Source organism: Nocardiopsis sp. NPDC055551 (genome assembly GCF_053619415.1).
Genome location: NZ_JBSHJJ010000006.1, coordinates 186,527 through 210,158 on the forward strand (window position 1 = coordinate 186,527; position 23,632 = coordinate 210,158).

Genomic DNA, 23,632 nt, shown 5'->3' on the forward strand with positions numbered 1-23,632 from the left:
GCCGCGAGCACGTGGTTCACGCACCGCCTATCCGGGTTTTCCCAGTTCACGTCGGTATCCACAGGTCGTGGAGGCGCTGACCAGGGCCAGGTTCGACGCGGCCCGGGACCTGAGGAAGGTGCCCGGCATGGATCCCTCGAAGCAGGCGGCCGTCATCCTCTGCGTCAGCGAGATGCTCACGGTGACCATGAGACGGGCCGCGCGCGGCGGGCGCAGCGCCGACGTGGTGCGCGTGCTCTCCCTGGGGCGGAACGGTGCCCGCACCATGCTGCGACTGATCGTCACCGAGCGGCCGGTGGGCAGTGCGGTCGAGGCGATGCCGTACCCGGAGGCGGACGATCCCGAGTCCGAGAGCCGGAACCTGGAGATGGTCGACCACCTCAGTGACCGGTGGGGCGCGCGGCGGCTTCGTTGGGAGTGGGGAGAGCCGGTGATCGCGCTCTGGGCGGAGTTCGCGCTGCCGCCGGTGACGGTGGCCCGAGGCGCTACGGGCTGAGAGAAGAAGGATGTCCGTCGGCGGTACCGGCACGCGGTGGCTCGGGCTTACCGGCCTGCCGAGGCCTCGGGTGTTGGCCGCACCCTGGGTCCCGCCGACGGACTCCGTATGACCCCCCTAGCACTGAAGGGTTCCCCTCCAGGGTAGCCCTCATCGCCTGTATCTTGAAGTCGAGGTACCCATTTTGAACGATCATCTCAAATCGTTGTGGGCCCCTCGCGTCACCCCAGATCACGTGGGCACCGTCTCAGCATGTGAGCATCGAGTGTCGAAATTTCGCGACCGTCTGCTAGCGTGACGATCGTTATGTTGCGCGAGCTGCTCCTCCTTAGTGGCCGCGGCGGGGATCGTTAGAAGGTCGGCCCCTCGCCGCGGGACTTCGGCTTGCCTTGTCGGCCGTTACATCACGTGCCACTGATTTCTCCCGAGGAGCAACACCGTTATGGTGCCGCAGCAAAAGCACAGTTCCATGCCGTTCGAGCGCTACCAGGCCTTCAAGCCGGTGGACCTGCCGGACCGCACCTGGCCCGCCGAGACCATCACCGAGGCTCCGCGTTGGCTGTCCACCGACCTGCGCGACGGCAACCAGGCGCTGATCGAGCCGATGGACCCCGCGCGCAAGCACGAGATCTTCCAGCTGCTGGTCAAGATGGGCTACAAGGAGATCGAGGTCGGCTTCCCGGCCGCCAGCCAGACCGACTTCGACTTCGTCCGGGAACTGATCGAGGGCGAACTGATCCCCGACGACGTGCAGATCTCCGTGCTGACCCAGGCCCGCGAGGACCTGATCGAGCGCACCGTGCAGAGCCTGATCGGCGCCAAGCGCTCCACCGTGCACCTGTACAACGCCACCGCGCCCACCTTCCGTCGCGTCGTCTTCAAGGTGGACGAGGAGGCGTGCAAGGACATCGCGGTCCAGGGCACCCGCCACGTCGTACGCTTCGCCGAGCAGTACCTGGGCGAGACCGAGTACTTCGGCTACCAGTACTCGCCGGAGATCTTCGTCGACACCGAGCTGGACTTCGCCCTGGAGGTCTGCGAGGCCGTCATGGACGTGTGGAACCCCGGCCCGGGACGCGAGATCATCCTGAACCTGCCGGCCACCGTCGAGCGGGCCACCCCCAACATCTACGCCGACCAGATCGAGTGGATGAGCCGCAACCTGTCCCGCCGCGAGCACGTGGTCCTGTCCGTGCACCCGCACAACGACCGCGGCACCGGTGTGGCCTCCGCCGAACTGGCGGTCATGGGCGGCGCCGACCGCGTCGAGGGCTGCCTGTTCGGCCACGGTGAGCGCACCGGCAACGTCTGCCTGGTCACCCTGGGTCTGAACCTGTTCAGCCAGGGCGTCGACCCCAAGATCGACTTCTCCGACATCGACGAGATCCGCCGCACGGTCGAGCACTGCACCCAACTGCCCGTGGCCCCGCGCCACCCCTACGGCGGGGACCTGGTCTACACGGCCTTCTCCGGCTCCCACCAGGACGCCATCAAGAAGGGCTTCGACGACCTGAACAAGCGCGCCGTCGAGGCCGGGGTCCCCGTCGAGGAGTACCCCTGGGACGTGCCGTACCTGCCCATCGACCCCAAGGACGTGGGCCGCAACTACGAGGCGGTCATCCGGGTCAACAGCCAGTCCGGCAAGGGCGGCGTCTCCTACATCATGCAGCGGGACCACTCCCTGGACCTGCCGCGTCGCCTGCAGATCGAGTTCTCGCAGGTCATCCAACAGTTCACCGACGCCGAGGGCGGCGAGTTCCCGGCCGGCCGCATCTGGGAGATCTTCTCCAAGACCTACCTGGCCGACGAGGGCCCGGTCGCGGTTCTGGCGCACCGCTCCAGCACCGGTGAGGACGGCACGTACACGATCGAGGCCGACGCCCGCGTCAACGGCGAGATCCGTGAGCTGAAGGGCACCGGCAACGGTCCCATCTCCGCGTTCGCCGACGCGCTGACCGACGTCGACGTCAAGGTGCGCGTCAACGACTACGTGGAGCACTCCATGGGCGAGGACGGCAACGCCCGCGCCGCCGCCTACGTGGAGGCCGAGATCGACGGCGAGGTCGTGTGGGGCGTGGGCATCCACAGCAACATCACGACGGCTTCTCTGAAGGCCATGTGCAGCGCCATCGGCCGCGCCTGAGCCACGCTCGAAACCGACCCCTGGCACTGAGGGAACGGGCCGCGCCCCCATCGGGGACGCGGCCCGTCGCGCGTGTTCCTCGAACTACTCGTAGCCGAACTTCTGCGTCCAGGCCCGGTCGGCCTCGCCGACGCCGATGGCCTGCAGGTCGCAGTTGAGGATGTTGGCGCGGTGGCCCTCGCTGTTCATCCAGGCGTCCATGACCTGCTCGGCGCTCTGCTGCCCCTTGGCCACGTTCTCCGCGCCCCAGGAGTCGTAGCCGTGGCGGTTCGCTCGCTCGCCGGGGCCCTCCCCGTCCGGGCTCTGGTGCGCCATGTAGTCACGGGCGGCCATGTCGTCGCTGTGCTCCTGGGCGGCGGCGGTCAGCCGGTCGTCCACGTGCACCGGTTCGCAGCCGTTCGCGGAACGTTCGCTGTTGACCAGGTTCACGACCTCGTTGGCCAGGGGGCCACCGGCGTTGGAGGTGGTGCCGTCGCCACCGCCGCCTCCGTTGCCTCCACCACCGTCGCCGTTTCCACCACCGCCGTCGCCCTCGGAGCCGGCGTCCTCGCCGTCCTGGGGGGAGAACGTGGCGGTCGCCTGCGCGCTGAGGGTCGCGCTGTCACCGGAGGGCTCGGCGCGCTCCGGCGTCGCGGTCGGTTCGTCGAAGAAATCGTCGTCCTCCGCGTTCTCGGGGACCTGGGAGTCGTCGGCGACGGCGCCCTCCCCGATCTCTCCGACGGCGCTCGCGCCATCGGCCGCGTCCGAACCGTCCTCGCCGACCGTGTTCAGGACCAGGGCCCCGGCCAGGGTCAGCCCGACCGGAACGGCGATGATCCCGGCGACCAGGGGCACCACTCGGCGCTTCTTGCGACGCGCGGAGCCATGGCCCCGCGCGTCGAAGTCATCGTCGTACTCGTCGTCGTAACGAGCGTCGTACTCCGATGACGGGTGGTCGCGGAGCGAGCGCTGTTCGCGAGCGCTCATCCTGCGCCTGCCTCGGCGGCCTCGCGCCATTTCGCTGTACCTTCCGTGCGGGGTCGGGGATCGCGCGGGCACCCCCGTGGGGATACGGGTCGGGGCCGAGATCCGTCTCGGGGTGATCGTTCCCGTGCCCGCGTCAGAAGGAGCGTGTGCGACGTCGGGGGTCCTGTGAAGCCGAGGGGGAAGGGCGGCACATCCCGAACGTCGAAACTCCCTAGCGCGTGAGAGTAGAGCAAATGTCCTAAAAAGGGAATCTAAACGGTACTAAACCACTTCAGGGGTGTGCGCGTCGGTATGGACAGACCGTCTGGTCGGTCTTTCCGGGAGCGGCCGACCAGATGGTCTGACGCATCCGCGACAATGGAGGGGTGAGCCTCTACCGAGACGAGGGTGTGGTCCTGCGCAACCAGAAGTTGGGCGAGGCCGACCGCATCGTCACCCTCCTGACCCGCCGCACCGGACTGGTGCGCGCCGTCGGCAAGGGCGTGCGCCGTACCAAGTCCCGCTTCGGCGCCCGCCTGGAACCGTGCACCCACGTCGACCTCCAACTGCACACCGGGCGATCCCTCGACGTCATCACCCAGGCCGAGACCATTCGGTCCTACGGCACGGCGGTGGCCCACGACTACTCCCGGTACACCGCCGCGACCGCGATGTTGGAGACGGCCGAGAAGGTCGTCGCGGTGGAGAAGGATCCGGCGCTGCGCCAGTTCCTCCTGCTCATCGGTGCCCTACGTACCCTGGGTGAGGGAGGCCACGACTCCAGGCTGGTCCTGGACGCCTACCTCCTGCGGTCGCTGGCCGTGGCCGGCTACGCCCCGGCCCTGACCGAGTGCGCGCGCTGCGGAACCCGGGGGGAACACCGTGCCTTCGCGGTGCACGCCGGCGGTATGGTCTGCTCGGTGTGCCGCCCGCACGGCTCCGTGTACCCCGCCCCCGAGACGGTTCGACTCATGTTCGACCTGCTCGGAGGCGATTGGGGCAGCGCGGACGCCAGCGACGGCAGGCACCGCTCCGAGTGCAGTGGGATGGTCGCGGCCTACCTACAGTGGCACCTGGAGAACGGAATTCGATCCCTGCGCCATGTGGAGCGTTCTTGAGCCTGTTCAGCTTCGACAAAGGAGGGCGGGACCAGCGGGAGTACACCGCACCCGTCCCGCACCCCAGTGGGGCGCGGCCCCCCCGGATCCCCGCCGACCTGGTACCCCGCCACATCGCCGTGGTCATGGACGGCAACGGCCGCTGGGCCAAGGAACGCGGTCTGCCGCGCACCGAGGGCCACAAGGCGGGGGAGGCCTCCCTCTTCGACGTGGTCGAGGGCGCCCTGGAGATGGGTGTGTCCAACCTGTCCGCCTACGCCTTCTCCACCGAGAACTGGAAGCGTTCCCCCGACGAGGTGCGGTTCCTGATGGGCTTCAACCGCGACGTCATCCGTCGGCGCCGTGACGAGCTGCACGCCCGTGGCGTGCGCGTCAAGTGGTCCGGACGCGCGGGGATGCTCTGGAAGAGCGTCATCTCCGAGCTCAAGGACGCCGAGGAGATGACCAAGGACAACACGGCGCTGACCCTCCAGTTCTGCGTGAACTACGGCGGCCAGGCCGAGATCGTCGACGCCGCCCGCGCTCTGGCCCGTCAGGTCGCCGAGGGCCGCATGTCCCCGGAGAAGATCACCGAGGACACGATCTCCCAGCAGCTGTACGCCCCCGAGGTCCCCCCGGTGGACCTGTTCGTGCGCTCCTCCGGGGAACAGCGGCTGTCCAACTTCCTGCTGTGGCAGAGCGCCTACGCCGAGTTCGTCTTCCTGGAGACACTCTGGCCCGACTTCGACCGCCGCGACCTGTGGCGTGCCTGTGAGATCTACGCGAGCCGGGACCGCCGGTACGGAGGTGCCGTGCCCAACCCGGTCGAGGGGGAGAAGAAGTGAAGGATCGCGAGGACGCACTGATCCGACCCGGGATGTCCCTGGTCTCGATGGGGGACAGCTTCACCGAGGGCGTGGGAGACCCCTACGCGGACGGCTCCGGGGTGTTCCGCGGTTGGGCCGACCGGCTGGCCGAACACCTGGCCGACCACGTCGGAGAGATCCGCTACGCCAACCTGGCGGTACGCGGCAAGCTCATCCGGCAGATCGTCACCGACCAGCTGCCGCCCACCCTGGAGATGGCCCCGGACCTGGTGACCCTGTGCGCCGGCGGCAACGACCTGCTGCGCCCGGCCGGTGACCCCGAGCGCCTGGCCCGCGTCCTGGAGCACACCGTGTCCCGCCTGCGCGAGGGCGGTAGCGACGTGGTCCTCTTCACCGGCGTGAACATCGCGACCGGGTACATGCGCGGCACCATCGGCCTGTTCGCGCGCTACTACATGAACGTGCGCGCGATCGCCGACGAGTACGGCTGTCACGTGGTCGACCAGTGGTCCATGGACGTGCTCACCGACTCCCGCGCCTGGGACGAGGACCGACTGCACATGTCCCCCGAGGGACACCGTCGGTTGGCGCTGCGCGTGGCCGACGTCCTCGGCGTTCCCACCTCCGAGCGCTGGGACGAGCCCTGGCCCGAGATCGATCCGGTGCGCTGGGCCCAGGCGCGCCGTGAGGACCTGCACTGGGTGAAGGAGTCCCTGGGCCCGTGGATCGGCCGCCGCCTTACCGGGCGTTCCTCCGGTGACACGGTGACCGCCAAACGTCCTGAACTGACGCCCCTGACCAAGGATCGTTGACCCGGTCGGCGGGCGGGGACCATGGGCGGTCGCCCCGAGCGACCCAGGGCGCACCGCCCGTGGTGTGAGGTCCACCCCAAAACGTGACGAACCATCAACCTACTGTCGCGTAACCCGGGTCTCGGGTTGCATCATCGAACACCATGAGTGGTGTGCGGACCGGTTCCTCCGGTGAATGGAAGAGCAAGGACATCCTGTCCTACGTCGCCCTCGGTGACAGCTTCACCGAGGGTATGAGCGATCATTACCCGGACAGCGACAGCGTGCCCAACGGCCGCTATCGGGGTTGGGCCGATCGTGTGGCCGAGCATCTCGCCGAACACGTCGGTGAGATCCGCTACGCCAACCTCGCGATCCGAGGTCGCCTCATTCGCCAGATCCGCGACGAGCAGGTGCCGCGCGCGGTCGAGATGAAGCCCGACCTCGTCACCCTGTGCGCGGGCGGGAACGACATCCTGCGCCCCGGCAGCGATCCGGACCAGGTCGTGGCGATCTTCGAGTCGATGGTGGCCGAACTGCGCGCCACCGGCGCCCGGGTGGTCATCTTCACCGGCTTCGACACCAACTGGCAGCCGGTCATGCGCCACCTGCGCGGCAAGATCGCCACCTACAACATGCACATGCGCGCGGTCGCCGACAAGTACGGCTGCGAGGTCGTCGACGTGTGGAGCATGCGCGCCCTCGACGACAACCGTGCCTGGAGCTGGGATCGCCTGCATCTGTCCTCTGAAGGTCACCGGCGCCTGGCCCTGCGCGTGTGCGAGGTGCTGGACGTGCCGGTCGAGGGCGACTGGAACGAACCCTGGCCCCCGCCGGAGCCCCGTGACTGGCGTACCGCCCGCCACGAGGACCTGCACTGGGCGCGAGAGTTCCTGGTCCCGTGGATCCACCGCCGGCTGACCGGTCGCTCCTCCGGCGACGGTGTGAGCGCCAAGCGCCCCACCCTGCAACGCTGCGAGCCCACGCACCATCGCACCGACTGACCCGGTGCCCGGAGCCGTCCGAGCATGAGTGAGGCCCCCACCGATCGGTGGGGGCCTCACTCATGAGGGCGAGCGAAACGGTTCAGCCCTTGGAGCACTCGGCGCAGGTACCGAAGACCTCGACGGTGTGGGTCACCCCGGTGAAACCGTGTTGGGCGCCGATCTCGGCGGCCCAGCGTTCCACCGCGGGCCCCTCGATCTCCACCGCGGTGGAGCACACCCGGCAGACCAGGTGATGGTGGTGGTTCTCGGTGTCGCACGCGCGGTAGACGGCCTCGCCCTCGTCGGTGCGGAGCACGTCCACGTCGCCCGAGTCGCTCAGCGCCTGGAGGGCGCGGTAGACGGTGGTCAGGCCGATCTTGGAGCCGTCGGCCCGCAGGTCCGCGTAAAGGTCCTGCGCACTACGGAAACCGGAGGAGGCCGTCAGTGCCTGATGCACGGCCTCACGTCGTGTACTCATGGTGTCACCTTCCCCCGATCGGTCTGGAGCATCGTATCCGTGGGGCCTGTCGATGTCGGCGCCACCCCACGGCCCTTGGTGGCCCGGCGCAGAACCCCACCGGCGACCACGGCCACGCAGTACACCGCGAGGGCCAGGAGGACGATGGTGGCTCCGGGAGCCAGGTCCGAATAGAACGCGGTGGTCAGTCCGCCCACCGAGGACAGCAGGCCGATGAGCACGGCCAGGCCCATGGTCACACGGAAACTGCGGCTGAGCTGCTGCGCCGCGGCGACGGGGACGATCATCAGGGCGCTCACCATCAGCACGCCCACCACCCGCATCGCGATCACCACGGTCAACGCCGCGGTCACCGCCAACAGGATGCTGAGGAAGCGCACCGGCAGCCCGTGGGCCCGGGCCACCTCCTCGTCCTGGCACAGCACGAACAGCTCCCGGCCGAAGATCGCCAGGACCGCCAGTACGCCCACGGCCAGTACGCCCACGACCCAGATGTCCTCCTCGGCGACGGTGCTCACCGAACCGAACAGGAAGGAGGTCAGGGTGGCGTTGCTCGCCCCCGGCGTCAGCCCGATGAGCAGCACGCCACCGGCGATGCCGCCGTAGAACAGCAGCGCCAGCGCCACGTCGCCGCTGGTGCGGGTACGGACCCGGACCAACTCCATGAGGACGGCGCCCAGGGTCGCCACCACCGCGGCGGTCACCACGGGGGAGGTGCTGGTCATCAGGCCCAGCGCCACACCGGTCAGCGCGACGTGGCCGATGCCGTCGCCCAGCAGGGCCAGACGCCGCTGGACGAGGAAGGTGCCGATCACCGGGGTGACCAGACCCACCAGCACGGCGGCGATCAGTGCCCGCCGCATGAACTCGTAGTGCAGCAGTTCAGTCACGGTGGGGCACCTCTAGTCGGACGATCTCCGCGTTCACGTCGGTGGGCGCCACGCGGGGGTCGGGGTCGTTGGGATCGGGGTGGGGGTGCTGGTGTTCGTGCCCGGGCCGCGCGCACTCACCGGTGGCCTCGGGCGGGGCGCCGTCGTGCACCGACCGGCCGTGCTCCAGGACCACGGCGCGTTCGATGACGTTCTCCAGCGGCCCCAACTCGTGCAGGACCAGGACCACGGTGCTGCCTTGTTCGCGCAGGCGTGCGATGGCGCGGGCCAGTGCCCGCTGGTTCTCGGCGTCCACCCCGGCCATGGGTTCGTCCATGACGAAGGTGTCGGGGCGTCCGGCCAGCGCGCGGGCGATGAGCACCCGCTGCTGCTGGCCGCCGGAGAGCTCGCGTACGGCGTCGCCGGCCCGGTCTCTCAGGTCGACGGCGGCCAGGGCGTCGTCGACGGCGGCTCGGTCGGCCTTGGTGGACAGCGACAATCTGCGGCGTCGGGCGACCTGACCCGAGGCGACGATCTCGCGGACGGTGGCGGGCACGGCGCCCCCGGCGGTGAGCCGCTGGGGCACGTAGCCGATGCGCTTCCAGTCGCGGAAGCGGCGCAGCGGCGTGCCGTGGATCCGGATCTCACCTGAGGTGAGCGGGACGATGCCGAGCATCGCGCGCATCAGGGTCGACTTGCCCGAACCGTTGGGTCCCAGGACGGCCATGGTCTGACCTGAAGGGATCCGAAGGTCGACGCCGTTGAGGACGGGAGCGCCGTCGTAGGCGGCGTGCGCGTCGATGGCCTGGAAGGCGGGCGGGGTCTCGGGGGCGTTCGCCCTCGCCCCGGTGAACTGGTCAGACACTCACACATTATGGCGAAAACGAAAATGGTTGTCAAAACTTGATGTTCGGTTCGCCGCAGGTCAATAGCCCAGGACACGGGCCACCGCCAACACCGACACCACCAGGATCATCAGTATCCGGGGCGCCCGCCGGCGTCGGTCCAGGGTCGGCCAGGTCAGGTACGCCAACCATGAGAAGAACACCACCACCAGGGCCAGACAGAGTGCCCCCGGCACACCCGGCGCCATCAGGCCCGCGATGAACAGGGCGCCCAGCGCCACCGGTGCCGACCACCGAGGGCGTTGGTGCAACCACACCAGTGGGACCGCGCTGCGCCGCTCCACCTCGCGGCGCAGTCGGCCCGCGCCCGGAGTGAACAGGGAGTCCCCCTCGGGAAGTGGGCGCTCGTCTTCGTGCTCGGGAGAGGTCATCGTCGCCCGTTTCCCCTTCATCGGTGTTCATCGGGATGTCCCGTCCCGCTTGCCTGGTAGATTCACATGCGTGTCCGCCGCAGGTGGCGGGCATGCGCGGGTAGGCGATCCGTGCCAGTCTGCCGAGACCTCTGGGTCACACCATGTCAGTGAAGCCCATGTCAGTGAAGCAGGAACCGGCCGCCGCCGCGAGGCGTGCGACACCACTCGAAGGTCGAGGATCGTCGAGTGGAAATCCCGTCCAGGGAGGAAGCCGAGTTCGTGGGTCAGACCCTGTCGCAGGGCACCGCGGCGTGGGAGCGGGCACCGTCGCCCGTCCCTCGCAGCCCCTCTCCCCCCGGTTTTCGCTGTCCGGGGCTCGGTGCACGAAGGGTCAAGTACCTTCTACATTCAGTTAGTGACCGTCTGATCAGCGCGGACCGTCCGCACTACGGTGCCCGCACGTCGCACCGCGACGAACCCTCCGGAGGGTGTCAACTTCCGTGCCCGAACCCACAGTCATCGTGACGTTCGACGTCACCGAGCCTCATCTGCAGAACTGCCTCGACTCACTGGCCCGTCAACGCGACGAGGTCCAGACCGGGGACGCGTCGCCCGACGACGCCAGGACCGACACCGAGATCGTCCTCGTGCCGGTCCGTAACGGCGGTGGCGACACCGTCGACGAGTCCACCGATCCGGAGGTCCCCGAGGGGCGGGCCACCGAATCGGATACCAACGGTGACAACGAGGACAACGAGGAGCCCGAGACCGGCTCCGAGGGGCCCGGTCCCGAGGAGGACGAGCAGGGCGACGAGGCCGTCGCCTCCGCGCGCGAGGACGGCTTGGCGACGGCCCGCGCCTTCGCGCAGGCACCGCCCGCCGGCCTGCGCGTTCGGCTTTTGGACGGGGAACCGGCGCCGCACCACCCCGAGGCCCGCGCACGCGGCGCGGCCGAGGCCGGCGGCAGCCACCTGCTCTTCCTCACCGGCTCCGACGCCCTGACCAGCTACGCGGTCGCCCACCTGTTCCACAGCGCCACCGACACGCGCTCGGACCTGGTCATCGGCAACGTGTACCGGTTCAACGAGTTGGGCGCCTCGCCCTCCAAGGCGCACAAGAGACTCTGCGGCCGTCTCCGCCTGGCCGAGGACCCCCGCAACATCGGTGGCCTCGCCTCCGACGCCACCCTGGGCAACCGGCTCTGGCGCAAGGAGTTCTGGCTCTCGCGCACCGCGCCCGAGATCGACCCGCAGGACGACGACCTCGCCGTCCGGCGACTCTCACTGAGCGCCGACGCCGTCGACGTCCTGCCCGCCCCGGTGCTGCTCAAGCGCGAACGCACCGACACCCGGCTGCCGCTGGAACAGGCCGTCCTGAAGCGGCGGCTGACCGCGATGCGCCGGATCGCCGAGGATCTGGGCGCGGCCGACCGCGAACTGTGGGACCGTACCCTCCTCCAGGGCGAGATCCACAACCTCCTCTTGCGCCTGGACGACGCGGACGCGCAGGTGCGCGAGATCGCCATGGACCTGGTCAACGCCTACCTGGACCACGTGTCCCCGTCCCTGCTGCGCGGCCTGTCGGTCCTGAACCGACTCCTGTACCACCTGGTGCGCAAGCGCCGTTCCCAGGACGTGCTGGAGGTCGCCACCTTCGCCAAGAGCGTCGAGATCAAGAAGGCGCCCGCCGTCCGTCAGGGGTTGGGCTACTACATCCGCTACCCCTTCTTCGAGACCGACGATCAGACCAAGTCCGTGCCCCGGGAGATCTACCGGCTCGAGGACGAGATCAAGGTCCGGCAGAAGACCGAGGCCGTCCACTGGGAGGACGGGCGCCTGCACATCAAGGGGCGCGTCGGCATCCGCCACCTGCGCGCCCACAAGCGCTGGCACCAGCACATCGTCGCCTTCGCGGTCAACACCGCCACCAAGCGACGCATCCGCGTACCCGTCCAGGTCCGCCTGGCCGCCGAGTACCGTCTGCCCGACCTGCCCGACGCGGCCCGTCACGACTACGGGGGCTTCACCGCGATCGTGGACCCGCGTCGACTGCGCTCGTCGCGCACCTGGGAGCCCGGCGACTGGAAGCTCGAACTGGTGGTGTTCAACCGCGGCCTGACCCGACGCAAGTTCATCTCCAACCCCGTCTCCGGTCAGCCCGAGCGCCCTGGCTACCACAGCGTCGGCGGCGACATGTGGATCCGCCCGCACTGGAGCCGGGAACGCCACCTGCTCATCAGCGTCGAACCCGCCCGTGCCCGCGTCACCGAACACCACTTCGAGAAGCGCGACGCCGAACTCCACATCGAGGGCGAACTGCTGGCCCCGCCCGCGGCGGAGGCCACCGGGATGCGCCTGATCCGCCGTCCCGGCACCGCTCGCCTGACCTACCCGGTCCGGATCGAGGGCGGTCGGTTCAGGGCACGCGTGCGCGCCGACGAGCTCTTCGCCCGGAGCCTGAGCGAGTGCGGCGGTGTGATCCGCCAGGAGGAGTGGGACGCCGAACTCGTGACGGAGGCGGGGGCCCGGGTGCCCCTGATCCTGCCGGACGAGGTGCCCGGACGTCCCTACAACTCCGACGGTGCCCAGCAGGAACTCGTGGTGCTGCGCAGCGCCACCGGCCACCTGAAGCTGCGCGCCGGTCGTGCCCATCCCGTGGTGGACAGCGCGGAGTGGCAGGAGCGCACCCTCGTGTTGGGCGGTGACTTCCCCGCCGGGGTGGACCTGCGCATCGTCGCCAAGGCCCGGGGCCGCGACGAGGAGCACGAACTCGAAATCGAACGCGACGGGGGCCGCTTCACCACCCGCTTCGATCCCTCCCGCATCCGCACCCTGTCCGGCGAGATCTCCCTGCCGGCCGGCTCCTACCAGCTGTGGGGGCGTATCGGGGAGGAGGGCGCCGACGAGGGCTCGGAGGCCACCGTCGACGTGGGCGTGGAGTTCGCCGACGCCATCATCGGTGAGCTGCCGTCGCAGACCGAGAGCCCCGAGCGCACCTACACGCTCACCTACCAGAACCGTGGCATCCCGGTGATCCAGGTCGGTAGCGACCTGCGCCCGGTGGAGCGGGGCACCTTCGCCCAGCGTCGCCTGCGCGAGGTCTTCTACCCGGCCCAGCGCGAACTGCCGGTGACCGATGGCGTCCTGTTCGACACCTACACCGGTCGTCAGTACTCCGACAGCCCGCAGAGCATCTACGCGGAGCTGCGCGAGCGCGAGGGCTGGGCCGACTACCCGATGTCGTGGCTGGTCGCCGACGGGCAGGTGCGCCTGCCCGACGACCTCACCCCGGTCCGTCACAAGGGCGAGGAGTTCTACCGGGAGCTGGCTCGCAGCCGCTACCTGGTGACCAACTCCCGCCAGCCCGCCTGGTTCCATCGCCACCCCGACCAGTTGGTCGTGCAGACCTGGCACGGGTCGATGCTCAAGCGCATCGGCTTCGACGTGGAGAACATCCGTGGCAAGTCGCGCGACTACTTCGACAAGCTGGCCTGGGAGACACAGCAGTGGGACTACCTGGTCTCGCCCAGCCCCTGGGCGACACCGATCCTGCGCAGCGCCTTCCGCTTCGACGGCGAGATCCTGGAGACCGGCTACCCGCGCAACGACATCTTCTTCTCCGCGGACAAGGAGCGCGTCGCCGAACGCATCCGGCGCGTCCTGGGCCTGCCCGAGGGCAAGAAGGTCGTGCTGTACGCGCCGACCTGGCGTGACGACAAGTACTACACCCGGGGCAAGCACAAGCTCGACCTGCACCTGGACCTGCGCCGGATGTACGAGAAGCTCGGCGACGACCACGTGCTGCTGGTGCGCCGCCACCCCCGTGTGGTCGACAGCGTGCCGATCGTCGGTGAGGACTTCGTCTACGACGTGTCCCTGTACCCGGAGATCATGGAACTGTTCCTGATCACCGACGTGCTCGTCACCGACTACTCGTCGATGATGTTCGACTTCGCCAACACCGGGCGTCCCATGCTCTTCTTCACCTACGACCTGGAGGGCTACCGGGACAACCTGCGCGGCTTCTACTTCGACTTCGAGGAGACCGCGCCCGGCCCGTTGCTGACCGAGTCCGACGACGTCATCGAGGCCCTGCTCGACATCGACGAGGTCGCGGCGCGCAACAGCGCCAAGTACCGGTCGTTCGTCGAACGGTTCTGCCCGCTGGACGACGGTCGGGCCTCCGCCAGGGTCGTGGACCGGGTGTTCGGCGAGTAGGTGCGGAAAGACCCGATCACGGGCCGTTCCGGGACTCCCGGGACGGCCCGGCCCGTCTCCTGGGCCACAATGGGATCGTGATCGTCATCACCCGTTACTCCGTGCCCGAGGCCGACACCGAGGCCTTCCGAACCGACGCCGACGCCGCCGTGGCGGTACTCGCCGAACGCCCCGGATTCCGGTGGCACCGCATCGGCCGTGCCGCCGACGATCCCACCCTGTGGACCGTCGTGACCGAGTGGGACGGCGCCGGCTTCTACCGTCGCGCCCTGTCCTCCTACGAGGTCAAGGTCACCGCCGTGCCGCTGCTGTCCCGAGCCATCGACGAACCCAGCGCCTTCGAGATCCTCCACCCCGCGAAGACCCCTTGACCTGATACGCGGCGGGTCGGCCGGCCCCGGTCCTGGGAAAGGAGTGCGCGAGAGTCCCTTGGTTGCTCTAGCCTGGGGTGACGCGGTCGCCCGGTGCGCCACATCCGTGGCTCCGCGCGTGATCCGCGTTCCCAACACACGACGATGTATCGCGAACAGCGATCCACCGACCGCCAGCCGGATGGAGAGTCACCCATGGCCGCCAAGTCAGAGGCAATGGACGCACTGGTCAACCTCGCCAAGCGCCGAGGTCTGGTCTACCCCTCCAGTGAGATCTACGGAGGTCTGCGCGCCGCCTGGGACTACGGCCCCTTGGGCGTGGAGCTGAAGAACAACGTCAAGCGCCAGTGGTGGCGTTCGATGGTGCAGGAACGTGACGACATCGTCGGCCTGGACTCCAGTGTGATCCTGGCCCGCGAGGTCTGGGAGGCCTCCGGTCACGTCCGTGAGTTCGCCGACCCGCTCACCGAGTGCCAGGCCTGCCACAAGCGCCACCGCGCGGACCACCTGATCGAGGCCTACGCAGAGAAGCACGGTCACGAGCCCGCCGAGGGCCTGGCCGAGATCGCCTGCCCCAACTGTGGCGCCAAGGCCTCCTTCACCGAGCCGCGCATGTTCAACGGTCTGCTCCGCACGTTCCTGGGCCCGGTCCAGGACGACAAGGGCCTCGCCTACCTGCGCCCGGAGACGGCGCAGGGCATTTTCATCAACTACAAGAACGTCGAGCAGAGCGCCCGCCGCAAGGTCCCCTTCGGCATCGGCCAGATCGGCAAGTCGTTCCGCAACGAGATCACCCCGGGCAACTTCATCTTCCGGACCCGCGAGTTCGAGCAGATGGAGATGGAGTTCTTCTGCAAGCCCGGCAGCGACGAGGAGTGGCACGAGTACTGGATCCAGCAGCGCCACCAGTGGTACCTGGACCTGGGCATCGCCAAGGACAACCTGCGCCTGTACGAGCACCCGCAGGAGAAGCTGTCGCACTACTCCAAGCGGACCGTCGACCTGGAGTACCGCTTCAACTTCCAGGGCAGCGAGTGGGGTGAGCTGGAGGGCGTGGCCAACCGCACCGACTACGACCTCAAGACGCACTCCGAGGCCTCGGGCGTGGACCTGTCCTACTTCGACCAGGAGAGCAACGAGCGTTACTTCCCCTACGTCATCGAGCCCGCGGCCGGTGTCGACCGGGCGGTGCTGACGTTCATGTTGGACGCCTTCAACATGGACGAGGCCCCCAACGCCAAGGGCAAGCTGGAGAAGCGCGCCGTCATGCGTTTGGACCCGCGTCTGTCGCCGGTCAAGGCCGCGGTCCTGCCGCTGTCGCGCAACTCCGACCTCTCGCCCAAGGCCCGTGAGCTCGCCGCCGCGCTGCGCAAGCGCTGGAACGTGGAGTTCGACGACGCCGGTGCGATCGGTCGTCGCTACCGTCGCCAGGACGAGATCGGTACCCCGTTCTGCGTCACGGTGGACTTCGACACCCTTGAGGACAACGCGGTGACCGTGCGCGACCGCGACACCATGTCGCAGGAGCGCGTGTCGTTGGACAACGTCGAGATGTACCTGGTGGAGCGCCTGCCCGGCTGCTGATCGGTACATCGGGGTTCGGGCCCCGTGCTTCGCGTTCGCGGAGCACGGGGCCCTTCTCGTCCGAGGGGACGGGGACGTTCGTCCTTACCCGTCCCACCCGAAATGCCCTGGTGCGATAGGAGCCGATCTGTACCTGTCGGCCCGACGGTTGTAACGTGACGCGGACACACGACCGGTGCGGACCGGCGTCGGAACGGGGGGCACATGGGACGGGTCACCACACGCCAGAGGATTCTGCGGATCAGGAACGGCGTGGTGAGCGAGCGGGCGGACACCCTGGTGGCCGAGGAACCGCTGGAGGTACGGATCGACGGTTCCCCGCTCACGGTCACCATGCGCACCCCCGGCAACGACTTCGACCTGGCCGCGGGGTTCCTGGTGGGGGAGGGCGTGGTCCACCACACCGAGGACGTGCGGGTCATCCGCTACTGCGCGGGCGCCACCGAGGACGGTTCCAACACCTTCAACGTGCTCGACGTGTCCCTGGCCCCGCACGTCCCGGCGCCGGACACCTCACTGGAGCGCAACTTCTACACCACCTCCTCCTGCGGGCTGTGCGGCAAGGCGAGCCTGGACGCGGTGCGTACCCAGGCCAGGTGGTCGGTGACCGAGAACGAGGCGGGGGTCGGGCTGTCGACGCTGACGCGACTGCCCGATCGGCTGCGCGAGGCCCAACGGGTGTTCGACCGTACGGGTGGCCTGCACGCGGCCGGGCTGTTCACCACCGAGGGCGAGCTGTTGGTGGTGCGTGAGGACGTGGGCAGGCACAACGCCGTCGACAAGGTGGTGGGCTGGGCCCTGCGAGAGGGACGTCTGCCGCTGCGCGAGAGCGTGCTGATGGTGTCCGGGCGCGCCTCGTTCGAGCTGGTCCAGAAGGCCTGGATGGCGGGGATCCCGACGCTGGCGGCGGTCTCGGCGCCGTCCTCCCTCGCGGTCGACCTGGCCACCGAGGCGGGGATGACGCTGGTGGGGTTCCTGCGCGGGGAGTCGATGAACGTCTACGCGGGCCGGGAGAGGGTGCTGATCGAGGCGGCCTCCCCCGTGGCCTGACGCTCCCCGGGAACGCGGAGACGGCCGGACCGGGGGGAGCGGTTTCCGGCCACCGGGTGGATCAACCCGACGTGTACACGACGAAGGACACCGCGATGTAGTGGCACACGAACGCCGCGATGGTCAGCGAGTGGAAGATCTCGTGGAAGCCGAACCAGCGGGGCGCGGGGTCGGGTCGCTTGAGCCCGTAGACCACGGCGCCGACGCTGTAGAGCACGCCGCCGACCAGGATGAGGATCCAGGTGGCCGGGTGCGTGCCGTTGACCAGGTCGGGGATGAACAGCACCGCCACCCAGCCGATGGCCAGGTACAGGGCGGTGGAGAGCCAGCGTGGGGCGTTGAGCCACAGGAGCTTGAACGTCACCCCGGCGATCGCCCCGCCCCAGACCAGGGCGAGCATGGCCACGCGCAGGGTGCCGTCCAGGACCAGCGTGATGAACGGCGTGTAGGTGCCGGCGATGATCAGGTAGATGTTCGAGTGGTCCATCCGGCGCAGCACGCGTTGGGCGGGCGGTGACCAGCGGCCCACGTGGTACACGGCCGAGGTGCTGAAGAGCAGGACCGAGCTGAGCGCGTAGATCGCGGCGGCGAGCATCGCGGGCAGGGTGGGGGAGAGCGCCACCAGGACCACACCGGCGGCGAGCGCGAGCGGGGCGGTGCCCAGGTGCAGCCAGCCGCGCAGTCTGGGTTTGACGGCCTCCAGCAGGTCACCGGCGGCCGTCGCGGCCCGTTCGGGTACGGAGGCGTTCGCCTCGGTCTCCACCCGCCCTTGCCTCTTGATCACGTCGCGCACCCTTCTGCCGGTCCGGTCCCGCCCCTTGACGGGTCCGGGTAAAGCCTAACTTACGGGAGCGTAGGTTACTTAAAGGTAGGGCTGTGTCGCCCCGCACAATATGGGCTTGGAGTGTCGGCCGGGGTGGGGGAGTGGTCCCGGGGTCGCCGGGGTCGGTGGTGGGCCTGGTGCGTTCGGATCCTCCTTGGTCGAACGGCCTTGACCGGTGGGTTCGTTCCATGGATGTGCGCCGATCCCAAGGAAGTCGAGGTGGGGGCGCTGATGAATAACTGGACCATTGGTATAGACCTTTTTAACGCCTTTGAACTGCGAATATGCCATGAAGTGGTGGTATCTGGAGGGTTGCTTTTGTCGGATGTGGATAGGGTCGCGCCCAGATCCAGAGGCCGGCCCCGAACGCCGGGTCGCCGCGAGAACGAGGGAGCACCCCCGTGACCAAGCATGTCTACAAGTTCACCGAGGGCAACAAGGATCTGAAGGATCTTCTCGGTGGCAAGGGCGCCAACCTCGCCGAGATGACCAACATCGGTCTCCCCGTTCCCCCCGGCTTCACCATCACCACCGAGGCGTGCCGCCACTACCTCGACAGCGGCACCATGCCCGCCGGACTGGACGAGGAGATCGAGGCCCACCTCGTCGAGCTGGAGAAGACGATGGGCCGTGAACTCGGCAGGCCCGACGACCCGCTCCTGGTGAGCGTACGTTCGGGCGCGCGCTTCTCCATGCCCGGCATGATGGAGACCGTCCTCAACATCGGCCTCAACGACGAGTCCGTCGTCGGACTGGCCATCCAGGGCGGCGACGAGCGCTTCGCCTGGGACTCCTACCGTCGCCTGATCCAGATGTTCGGCAAGACCGTCCTGGACATCGATGGCGAGCTCTTCGAGGCCGCCATCGACGAACTCAAGGCCGAGAAGGGCGTCACCGACGACCTCGATCTGGACGCCGCCGACTTCCGCCGACTCGTCGAACGGTTCAAGGAGGTCGTCGCAGACCAGACCGGGAAGCCCTTCCCGACCGACCCGCGCGAGCAGATGGCCCTGGCCGTCAAAGCCGTCTTCGAGTCCTGGAACGCGCCCCGCGCCGTCCTCTACCGTCGCCGGGAACGCATCCCCGCCGACCTCGGAACCGCCGTCAACGTCTGCTCCATGGTCTTCGGCAACCTCGGCATGGACTCGGGCACCGGAGTGGCCTTCACCCGCGATCCCGCCACCGGGCGACCCGGCGTCTACGGCGACTACCTGCGCAACGCCCAGGGCGAGGACGTGGTGGCGGGCATCCGCAACACCGTGCCCCTCTCCGACCTGCAGAACATCGACGCCCACGGCTACGAAGAGCTCATGGGCATCATGGACAAGCTTGAGAACCACTACCGCGACCTGTGCGACATCGAGTTCACCATCGAGCGCGGCAAGCTCTGGATGCTCCAGACCCGGGTGGGCAAGCGCACCGCCGCCGCGGCCTTCCGCATCGCCGACCAGCTCCTCGACCAGGGCATGATCACCCTCGAAGAGGCCGTCCAGAGGGTCACCGGCGACCAGCTCGCCCAGCTGATGTTCCCCCGCTTCGACGAGGAGGTCGCCGTGGGCGACGACTTCCACCTCCTGGGTCGCGGCATGAACGCCTCTCCCGGCGCGGCCGTCGGCAAGGCCGTCTTCGACTCCTACACCGCCGTCAAGTGGTCGCGCAGCGGCGAGAAGGTCATCCTGTGCCGCCGTGAGACCAACCCCGACGACCTCGAAGGCATGATCGCCGCCGAGGGCATCCTCACCAGCAGGGGCGGCAAGACCTCGCACGCCGCCGTCGTGGCCCGCGGCATGGGCAAGACCTGCGTCTGCGGCGCCGAGGAGATCGACATCGACACCAAGAACCGGCGCATGACCGCGCCCGGCGGAGGGGTGATCGAGGAGGGCGACGTCATCTCCATCGACGGCACCAGCGGCCGGGTCTACCTCGGCGAGGTACCCGTCGTGGACTCCCCGGTGGTCCGCTACTTCGAGGGCGAGATCGACCCCGCCTCCGACCAGGCCGACGACCTCGTGCGTTCGGTCGACCGGATGATGCACTACGTCGACGCCGCCCGCCGCATGTACGTGCGCGCCAACGCCGACACCCCCGAGGACGCCGCCCGTGCCCGCCGCATGGGTGCACAGGGCATCGGACTGTGCCGCACCGAGCACATGTTCCTCGGCGACCGTCGTCAGTCGGTGGAGCGCCTCATCCTCGCCGACACCCCGGAGGAACAGCGAGAGTCCCTGGAAACCCTGCTGCCCCTGCAACGCCAGGACTTCAACGGCATCCTCGAAGCCATGGACGGCCTGCCCGTCACCGTGCGCCTGCTCGACCCGCCGCTGCACGAATTCCTGCCCGACATCACCGAGCTGTCGGTGCGCGTGGCCGTGGCGGAGGCCCGCGGCGAGAGCCACGAGAACGACCTGCGCGTCCTACAGGCCGTGCACAAGCTGCACGAGCAGAACCCGATGCTGGGCCTGCGCGGCGTGCGCCTGGGCCTGGTCGTGCCCGGCCTGTTCACCATGCAGGTGCGCGCCATCGCCCAGGCCGCCGTCGATCGGATCCGTGAGGGCGGGCGGCCCCGACCGGAGATCATGATCCCGCTGGTGGGCACCGTCCAGGAGCTGGAGATCATCCGCGACGACGCCCTACGGGTGCTGCGCGAGGTCGGCGAGGAGAACGGGATGGAACTCGACTTCCCCGTCGGCACCATGATCGAACTGCCGCGGGCGGCGCTCACCGCGGGTCAGATCGCGCAGAACGCGGCGTTCTTCTCCTTCGGCACCAACGACCTCACACAGACCGTGTGGGGGTTCTCCCGCGACGACGTCGAGGCGTCGTTCTTCTCCGCCTACCTGGAGAAGGGTGTGTTCGGGGTCTCGCCGTTCGAGTCCCTGGACGTGGACGGGGTGGGCCGGCTCATCCGCATAGCCGTCGAGGAGGGGCGAGCCGCCCGTCCGGGCATCAAGTTGGGCGTGTGCGGTGAGCACGGCGGCGACCCCGCCTCGGTGCACTTCTTCCACGAGGCCGGGCTCGACTACGTGTCCTGCTCGCCGTTCCGGGTCCCCGTGGCCCGCCTGGAGGCCGGTCGCGCCGCCGGGCGTGCCCACTGACCGTGCTCCGGATCACCGCCCGTGGTGACGCCTGTTCGGAGGCGTCCCCACGGGCCGTTTCGTGAATAGACTCGGCGTGCGGGGCCGCCTCGCGCGAACCGGTTTCGTGATCTCCTCGTGATATATTCTGGCGGCCGTGACGGTCTCCCCGCCGACGTCTCCGGCACCCCCACACCTTCCTCACCACGTTCACGTGGGGTTCGCGAACCAGCGCGGGGTGGGGGCCGTCCCAGTCGGGGACAGGTATCCCGGTGACGATTGTGTGGAGGTGAGCCGGTGCGAATGGTCGGCGACGATCGCGGTGACGAGGCGTGGAACGGTTCCACGTCCGGCTCGACCGACGACGAGGCCACTCGGGTCTTCTCCCGCGATGATCTCGCCTCCTCCGGTGAGGCCACCAGAGCCTTCACCCGTGCCCAGGACACCGAGCCCACCCAGGAGTTCGGGCGGGCCGAGCCCCCGTCCGACGGGCCCGCGGCGGGCGAACCGGACAAGTTCACCCGCAAGTTCGTGCGGGAACGGCCCGGATCCCGGCCCCGGCCCCGGACCCGTGAGGAGCGCCCGCCGGCCCCGCCTCCCGAGCCCTACGACGACGAACCCTACGACGATGGGCCCTACGACGATGGGCCCTACGACGACGGGCCCTTGGACGAGGACCCCGAGCCCCGGCCCCGGCCCCGGCGGCGCAAGCGTCGCCGCTTCCGGTTGGGCCGGATCATCACCCTGATCCTTCTCGTCGCCCTGGCGATCCCACCCGCGACCTGGGGTTGGGTCTGGTACACGGCGCGACAGGACGACCGCGAGGCCTCCGACGCGATCATCGTGCTCGGGGCCAGCCAGTACAACGGTGTGCCCTCGCCCGTCTTCGAGGCGAGACTGCGCCAGGCCCAGGTCCTCTACCTGGACGGGGTCGCCCCCGTCATCGTCACCGTCGGCGGCAAACAGCCCGACGACAACTTCACCGAGGCCGCAGCCGGACGGAACTGGCTGGTGGACGTCGGAGTGCCCGCCGACCACGTCGTCGCGGTCGAGGAGGGAAGCGACACCCTCCAGAGCTTCCAGGCGGTCTCGGAGGTGTACGAGGCCAACGAGTGGGAGACCGCCATCCTCGTCTCCGACCCCTGGCACAGCCTGCGCTCCAAGGTGATGGCCTCCGACTTCGGCATCGAGGCGGGAACCTCGCCCTCGCGTTCGGGACCCGCCGTCATCGAACGCCGCACCCAACTCTGGTACATCACCAGGGAGACCGCTTCCCTTTGGTACTACTGGATCTTCAATGACAGCAGCGAACTCCGCGTCAACGCCGCCTGACCTCGGCGAGTAGGGTCACGAACATGACGACCACCCCGGGAGAGGCCACCGATCGCGGCTACACCGCCGACGACACCGAACGCTTCGCCCTCGAATCCCGCAAGAGCCGAAGACGTGGTCCGTTCGAACGCGACCGGGCCCGTGTCCTGCACAGTTCCGCGCTGCGCCGGCTCTCGGCCAAGACCCAGGTGGTACAGCCCGGGGTCAGCGACTTTCCGCGTACCCGACTCACCCACTCCCTGGAGTGCGCCCAGATCGGCCGGGAGCTCGGACAGGCGTTGGGCTGTGACCCCGACCTGGTCGAGGCCGCCTGCCTGTCCCACGACCTCGGACATCCGCCCTTCGGGCACAACGGCGAACGCGCCCTCGACGAGGCCGCCGCGGTCTGCGGCGGGTTCGAGGGCAACGCCCAGAGCCTGCGCCTGCTCATGCGACTGGAGGGCAAGGTCGTTGACCCCGACGGCCGCAGCGCCGGACTGAACCTCACCCGCGCCACCCTCGACGCCACGGTCAAGTACCCCTGGCGAAGAGGGGAGGGCGGCGACACCCACAAGTTCAACTGCTACCCCGACGACGTCGAGGTGTTCACCTGGTTGCGCAAGGGCGCGCCGACCGGTCGGACCTGCTTCGAGGCCCAGGTCATGGACTGGGCGGACGACGTGGCCTACTCGGTGCACGACGTCGAGGACGCCATGCACGCCGGGATGGTGCGCATGACGGCCCTGCGCGACCCGGCCGAACGCGCCGAGGTGGTGCGCATCGCCGGTGCCCACTACTGCGACGCCGACGCCGCCGAACTGGAGGACGCCTACCTCTCCCTGCTCGCCGAGCCGATCTGGCCCCGCGAGTTCACCGGCGACCTCGCCTCCCTGGCCGGGCTCAAGAACCTCACCAGCGAACTCATCGGCCGGTTCTGCCACGCCGCCGAACTGGCCACCCGCGAGGCCTACGGTCCCGGCGCGCTCACCCGCTACGGTGCCGACCTCATCGTGCCCCGCCGCACCCTCCTGGAGTGCGCCCTGCTCAAGGCCATGGCCGCGCACTTCGTGATGGACCGCGCGGAGGCGCGCCGCTATCAGATCGAGGAACGCCGCGTCCTCACCGAGTTGGTCGACGTGCTCTGGCATGGTGCCCCCGGGGCCCTCGAACCCCTGTTCCGGGCCCCGTACGAGACCGCGCCCGACGACGCCGCCGCGCTGCGCGTGATCATCGACCAGGTCTCCACGCTCACCGACACCTCGGCCTCGGCCCTGCACAGGCGGCTCCTGGGCTGAGCCCGGAGCCGCCGGCC

19 protein-coding genes are annotated in these 23,632 nt (G+C 69.0%); 13 read left to right on the top strand and 6 right to left on the bottom strand.

Annotated elements, in window-relative coordinates; translation table 11 throughout:
* Positions 1-127 precede the first annotated feature (127 nt).
* Positions 128-496 (top strand): hypothetical protein, encoded by a 369-nt coding sequence (locus tag ACWGSK_RS12960; protein ID WP_452455894.1) that lies wholly within the window; start codon positions 128-130, stop codon positions 494-496.
* A gap of 442 nt (positions 497-938) precedes the next feature.
* Positions 939-2,639: a 2-isopropylmalate synthase gene (leuA, locus tag ACWGSK_RS12965; protein ID WP_358514203.1), complete on the top strand. Its 1,701-nt coding sequence runs from the start codon at positions 939-941 to the stop codon at positions 2,637-2,639.
* 84 nt (positions 2,640-2,723) lie between these two features.
* Here the strand turns inward: leuA and ACWGSK_RS12970 are convergent, their stop codons facing one another.
* A complete protein-coding gene (locus tag ACWGSK_RS12970) occupies positions 2,724-3,605 on the bottom strand; it encodes a CAP domain-containing protein (protein ID WP_358514201.1) in 882 nt (293 codons plus the stop codon).
* A 365-nt stretch (positions 3,606-3,970) separates the two neighbouring features.
* Between ACWGSK_RS12970 and recO the strand changes: the two genes are divergently transcribed.
* From recO to ACWGSK_RS12990, 4 genes are all read left to right on the top strand, one after another.
* Positions 3,971-4,702, top strand: a complete 732-nt coding sequence (gene recO, locus ACWGSK_RS12975; RefSeq protein ID WP_358514199.1) for a DNA repair protein RecO — start codon at positions 3,971-3,973, stop codon at positions 4,700-4,702.
* Complete coding sequence (locus ACWGSK_RS12980; protein ID WP_358514197.1) at positions 4,699-5,526, top strand: isoprenyl transferase; 828 nt, start codon at positions 4,699-4,701, stop codon at positions 5,524-5,526. Before recO ends, ACWGSK_RS12980 begins: the two co-directional genes overlap by 4 nt.
* 32 nt (positions 5,527-5,558) lie before the next feature.
* Complete coding sequence (locus tag ACWGSK_RS12985; RefSeq protein WP_358514225.1) at positions 5,559-6,320, top strand: SGNH/GDSL hydrolase family protein; 762 nt, start codon at positions 5,559-5,561, stop codon at positions 6,318-6,320.
* A 143-nt stretch (positions 6,321-6,463) separates the two neighbouring features.
* A complete protein-coding gene (locus tag ACWGSK_RS12990; RefSeq protein WP_358514195.1) occupies positions 6,464-7,303 on the top strand; it encodes an SGNH/GDSL hydrolase family protein in 840 nt (279 codons plus the stop codon).
* 82 nt (positions 7,304-7,385) lie between these two features.
* Here ACWGSK_RS12990 and ACWGSK_RS12995 read toward each other — a convergent pair whose 3' ends face one another.
* Genes ACWGSK_RS12995 through ACWGSK_RS13010 form a run of 4 tightly spaced genes read right to left on the bottom strand, consistent with a single transcriptional unit; the run spans position 7,386 to position 9,908 of the window.
* Entirely contained in the window at positions 7,386-7,763 is a 378-nt protein-coding gene (locus ACWGSK_RS12995; RefSeq protein WP_358514193.1) for a Fur family transcriptional regulator, read from the bottom strand.
* Positions 7,760-8,653: a metal ABC transporter permease gene (locus ACWGSK_RS13000; protein ID WP_358514191.1), complete on the bottom strand. Its 894-nt coding sequence runs from the start codon at positions 8,651-8,653 to the stop codon at positions 7,760-7,762. Before ACWGSK_RS13000 ends, ACWGSK_RS12995 begins: the two co-directional genes overlap by 4 nt.
* Positions 8,646-9,497: a metal ABC transporter ATP-binding protein gene (locus ACWGSK_RS13005; protein WP_358514189.1), complete on the bottom strand. Its 852-nt coding sequence runs from the start codon at positions 9,495-9,497 to the stop codon at positions 8,646-8,648. Before ACWGSK_RS13005 ends, ACWGSK_RS13000 begins: the two co-directional genes overlap by 8 nt.
* Before the next feature lie 60 nt (positions 9,498-9,557).
* The gene (locus ACWGSK_RS13010) at positions 9,558-9,908 is read right to left on the bottom strand and encodes a DUF6703 family protein (RefSeq protein ID WP_358514187.1); all 351 of its coding nucleotides are present in this window, start codon (positions 9,906-9,908) and stop codon (positions 9,558-9,560) included.
* Between the two features lie 482 nt (positions 9,909-10,390).
* Here ACWGSK_RS13010 and ACWGSK_RS13015 point away from each other — a divergent pair, with 482 nt between their 5' ends.
* The 4 genes from ACWGSK_RS13015 (at position 10,391) to fdhD (ending at position 17,112) form a co-directional block, all read left to right on the top strand.
* Entirely contained in the window at positions 10,391-14,107 is a 3,717-nt protein-coding gene (locus tag ACWGSK_RS13015) for a CDP-glycerol glycerophosphotransferase family protein (RefSeq protein WP_452455895.1), read from the top strand.
* Positions 14,108-14,184: 77 nt separating this feature from the next.
* Complete coding sequence (locus tag ACWGSK_RS13020; RefSeq protein ID WP_358514183.1) at positions 14,185-14,478, top strand: antibiotic biosynthesis monooxygenase; 294 nt, start codon at positions 14,185-14,187, stop codon at positions 14,476-14,478.
* Between the two features lie 195 nt (positions 14,479-14,673).
* Entirely contained in the window at positions 14,674-16,062 is a 1,389-nt protein-coding gene (locus ACWGSK_RS13025) for a glycine--tRNA ligase (protein ID WP_358514181.1), read from the top strand.
* 204 nt (positions 16,063-16,266) lie between these two features.
* Complete coding sequence (gene fdhD, locus ACWGSK_RS13030) at positions 16,267-17,112, top strand: formate dehydrogenase accessory sulfurtransferase FdhD (RefSeq protein ID WP_452455896.1); 846 nt, start codon at positions 16,267-16,269, stop codon at positions 17,110-17,112.
* A 61-nt stretch (positions 17,113-17,173) separates the two neighbouring features.
* Here the strand turns inward: fdhD and trhA are convergent, their stop codons facing one another.
* Complete coding sequence (gene trhA, locus ACWGSK_RS13035) at positions 17,174-17,896, bottom strand: PAQR family membrane homeostasis protein TrhA (protein ID WP_358514177.1); 723 nt, start codon at positions 17,894-17,896, stop codon at positions 17,174-17,176.
* 440 nt (positions 17,897-18,336) lie between these two features.
* Here trhA and ppdK point away from each other — a divergent pair, with 440 nt between their 5' ends.
* The 3 genes from ppdK to ACWGSK_RS13050 all read left to right on the top strand — a co-directional run bounded on the left by ppdK (position 18,337) and on the right by ACWGSK_RS13050 (position 23,615).
* On the top strand, positions 18,337-21,030 hold the full coding sequence (ppdK, locus tag ACWGSK_RS13040) for a pyruvate, phosphate dikinase (protein WP_452455897.1): 2,694 nt from the start codon (positions 18,337-18,339) through the stop codon (positions 21,028-21,030).
* A gap of 276 nt (positions 21,031-21,306) precedes the next feature.
* A complete protein-coding gene (locus ACWGSK_RS13045) occupies positions 21,307-22,341 on the top strand; it encodes a YdcF family protein (protein ID WP_452455898.1) in 1,035 nt (344 codons plus the stop codon).
* A gap of 23 nt (positions 22,342-22,364) precedes the next feature.
* Positions 22,365-23,615, top strand: coding sequence for a deoxyguanosinetriphosphate triphosphohydrolase (locus ACWGSK_RS13050; protein ID WP_358514844.1), 1,251 nt, complete (start codon positions 22,365-22,367; stop codon positions 23,613-23,615).
* Positions 23,616-23,632 lie beyond the last annotated feature (17 nt).

Excerpts from the sequence above, each read along its gene's own strand:
- ACWGSK_RS13010 (WP_358514187.1), bottom strand. The coding sequence starts at position 9,908 with ATGACCTCTCCCGAGCACGAAGACGAGCGCCCACTTCCCGAGGGGGAC.
- ACWGSK_RS12960 (WP_452455894.1), top strand. The coding sequence starts at position 128 with ATGGATCCCTCGAAGCAGGCGGCCGTCATCCTCTGCGTCAGCGAGATG.
- ACWGSK_RS12995 (WP_358514193.1), bottom strand. The coding sequence starts at position 7,763 with ATGAGTACACGACGTGAGGCCGTGCATCAGGCACTGACGGCCTCCTCC.
- fdhD (WP_452455896.1), top strand. The coding sequence starts at position 16,267 with ATGGGACGGGTCACCACACGCCAGAGGATTCTGCGGATCAGGAACGGC.
- ACWGSK_RS12970 (WP_358514201.1), bottom strand. The coding sequence starts at position 3,605 with ATGAGCGCTCGCGAACAGCGCTCGCTCCGCGACCACCCGTCATCGGAG.
- ACWGSK_RS13025 (WP_358514181.1), top strand. The coding sequence starts at position 14,674 with ATGGCCGCCAAGTCAGAGGCAATGGACGCACTGGTCAACCTCGCCAAG.
- ACWGSK_RS12985 (WP_358514225.1), top strand. The coding sequence starts at position 5,559 with ATGTCCCTGGTCTCGATGGGGGACAGCTTCACCGAGGGCGTGGGAGAC.
- leuA (WP_358514203.1), top strand. The coding sequence starts at position 939 with ATGGTGCCGCAGCAAAAGCACAGTTCCATGCCGTTCGAGCGCTACCAG.
- ACWGSK_RS13050 (WP_358514844.1), top strand. The coding sequence starts at position 22,365 with ATGACGACCACCCCGGGAGAGGCCACCGATCGCGGCTACACCGCCGAC.
- ACWGSK_RS12990 (WP_358514195.1), top strand. The coding sequence starts at position 6,464 with ATGAGTGGTGTGCGGACCGGTTCCTCCGGTGAATGGAAGAGCAAGGAC.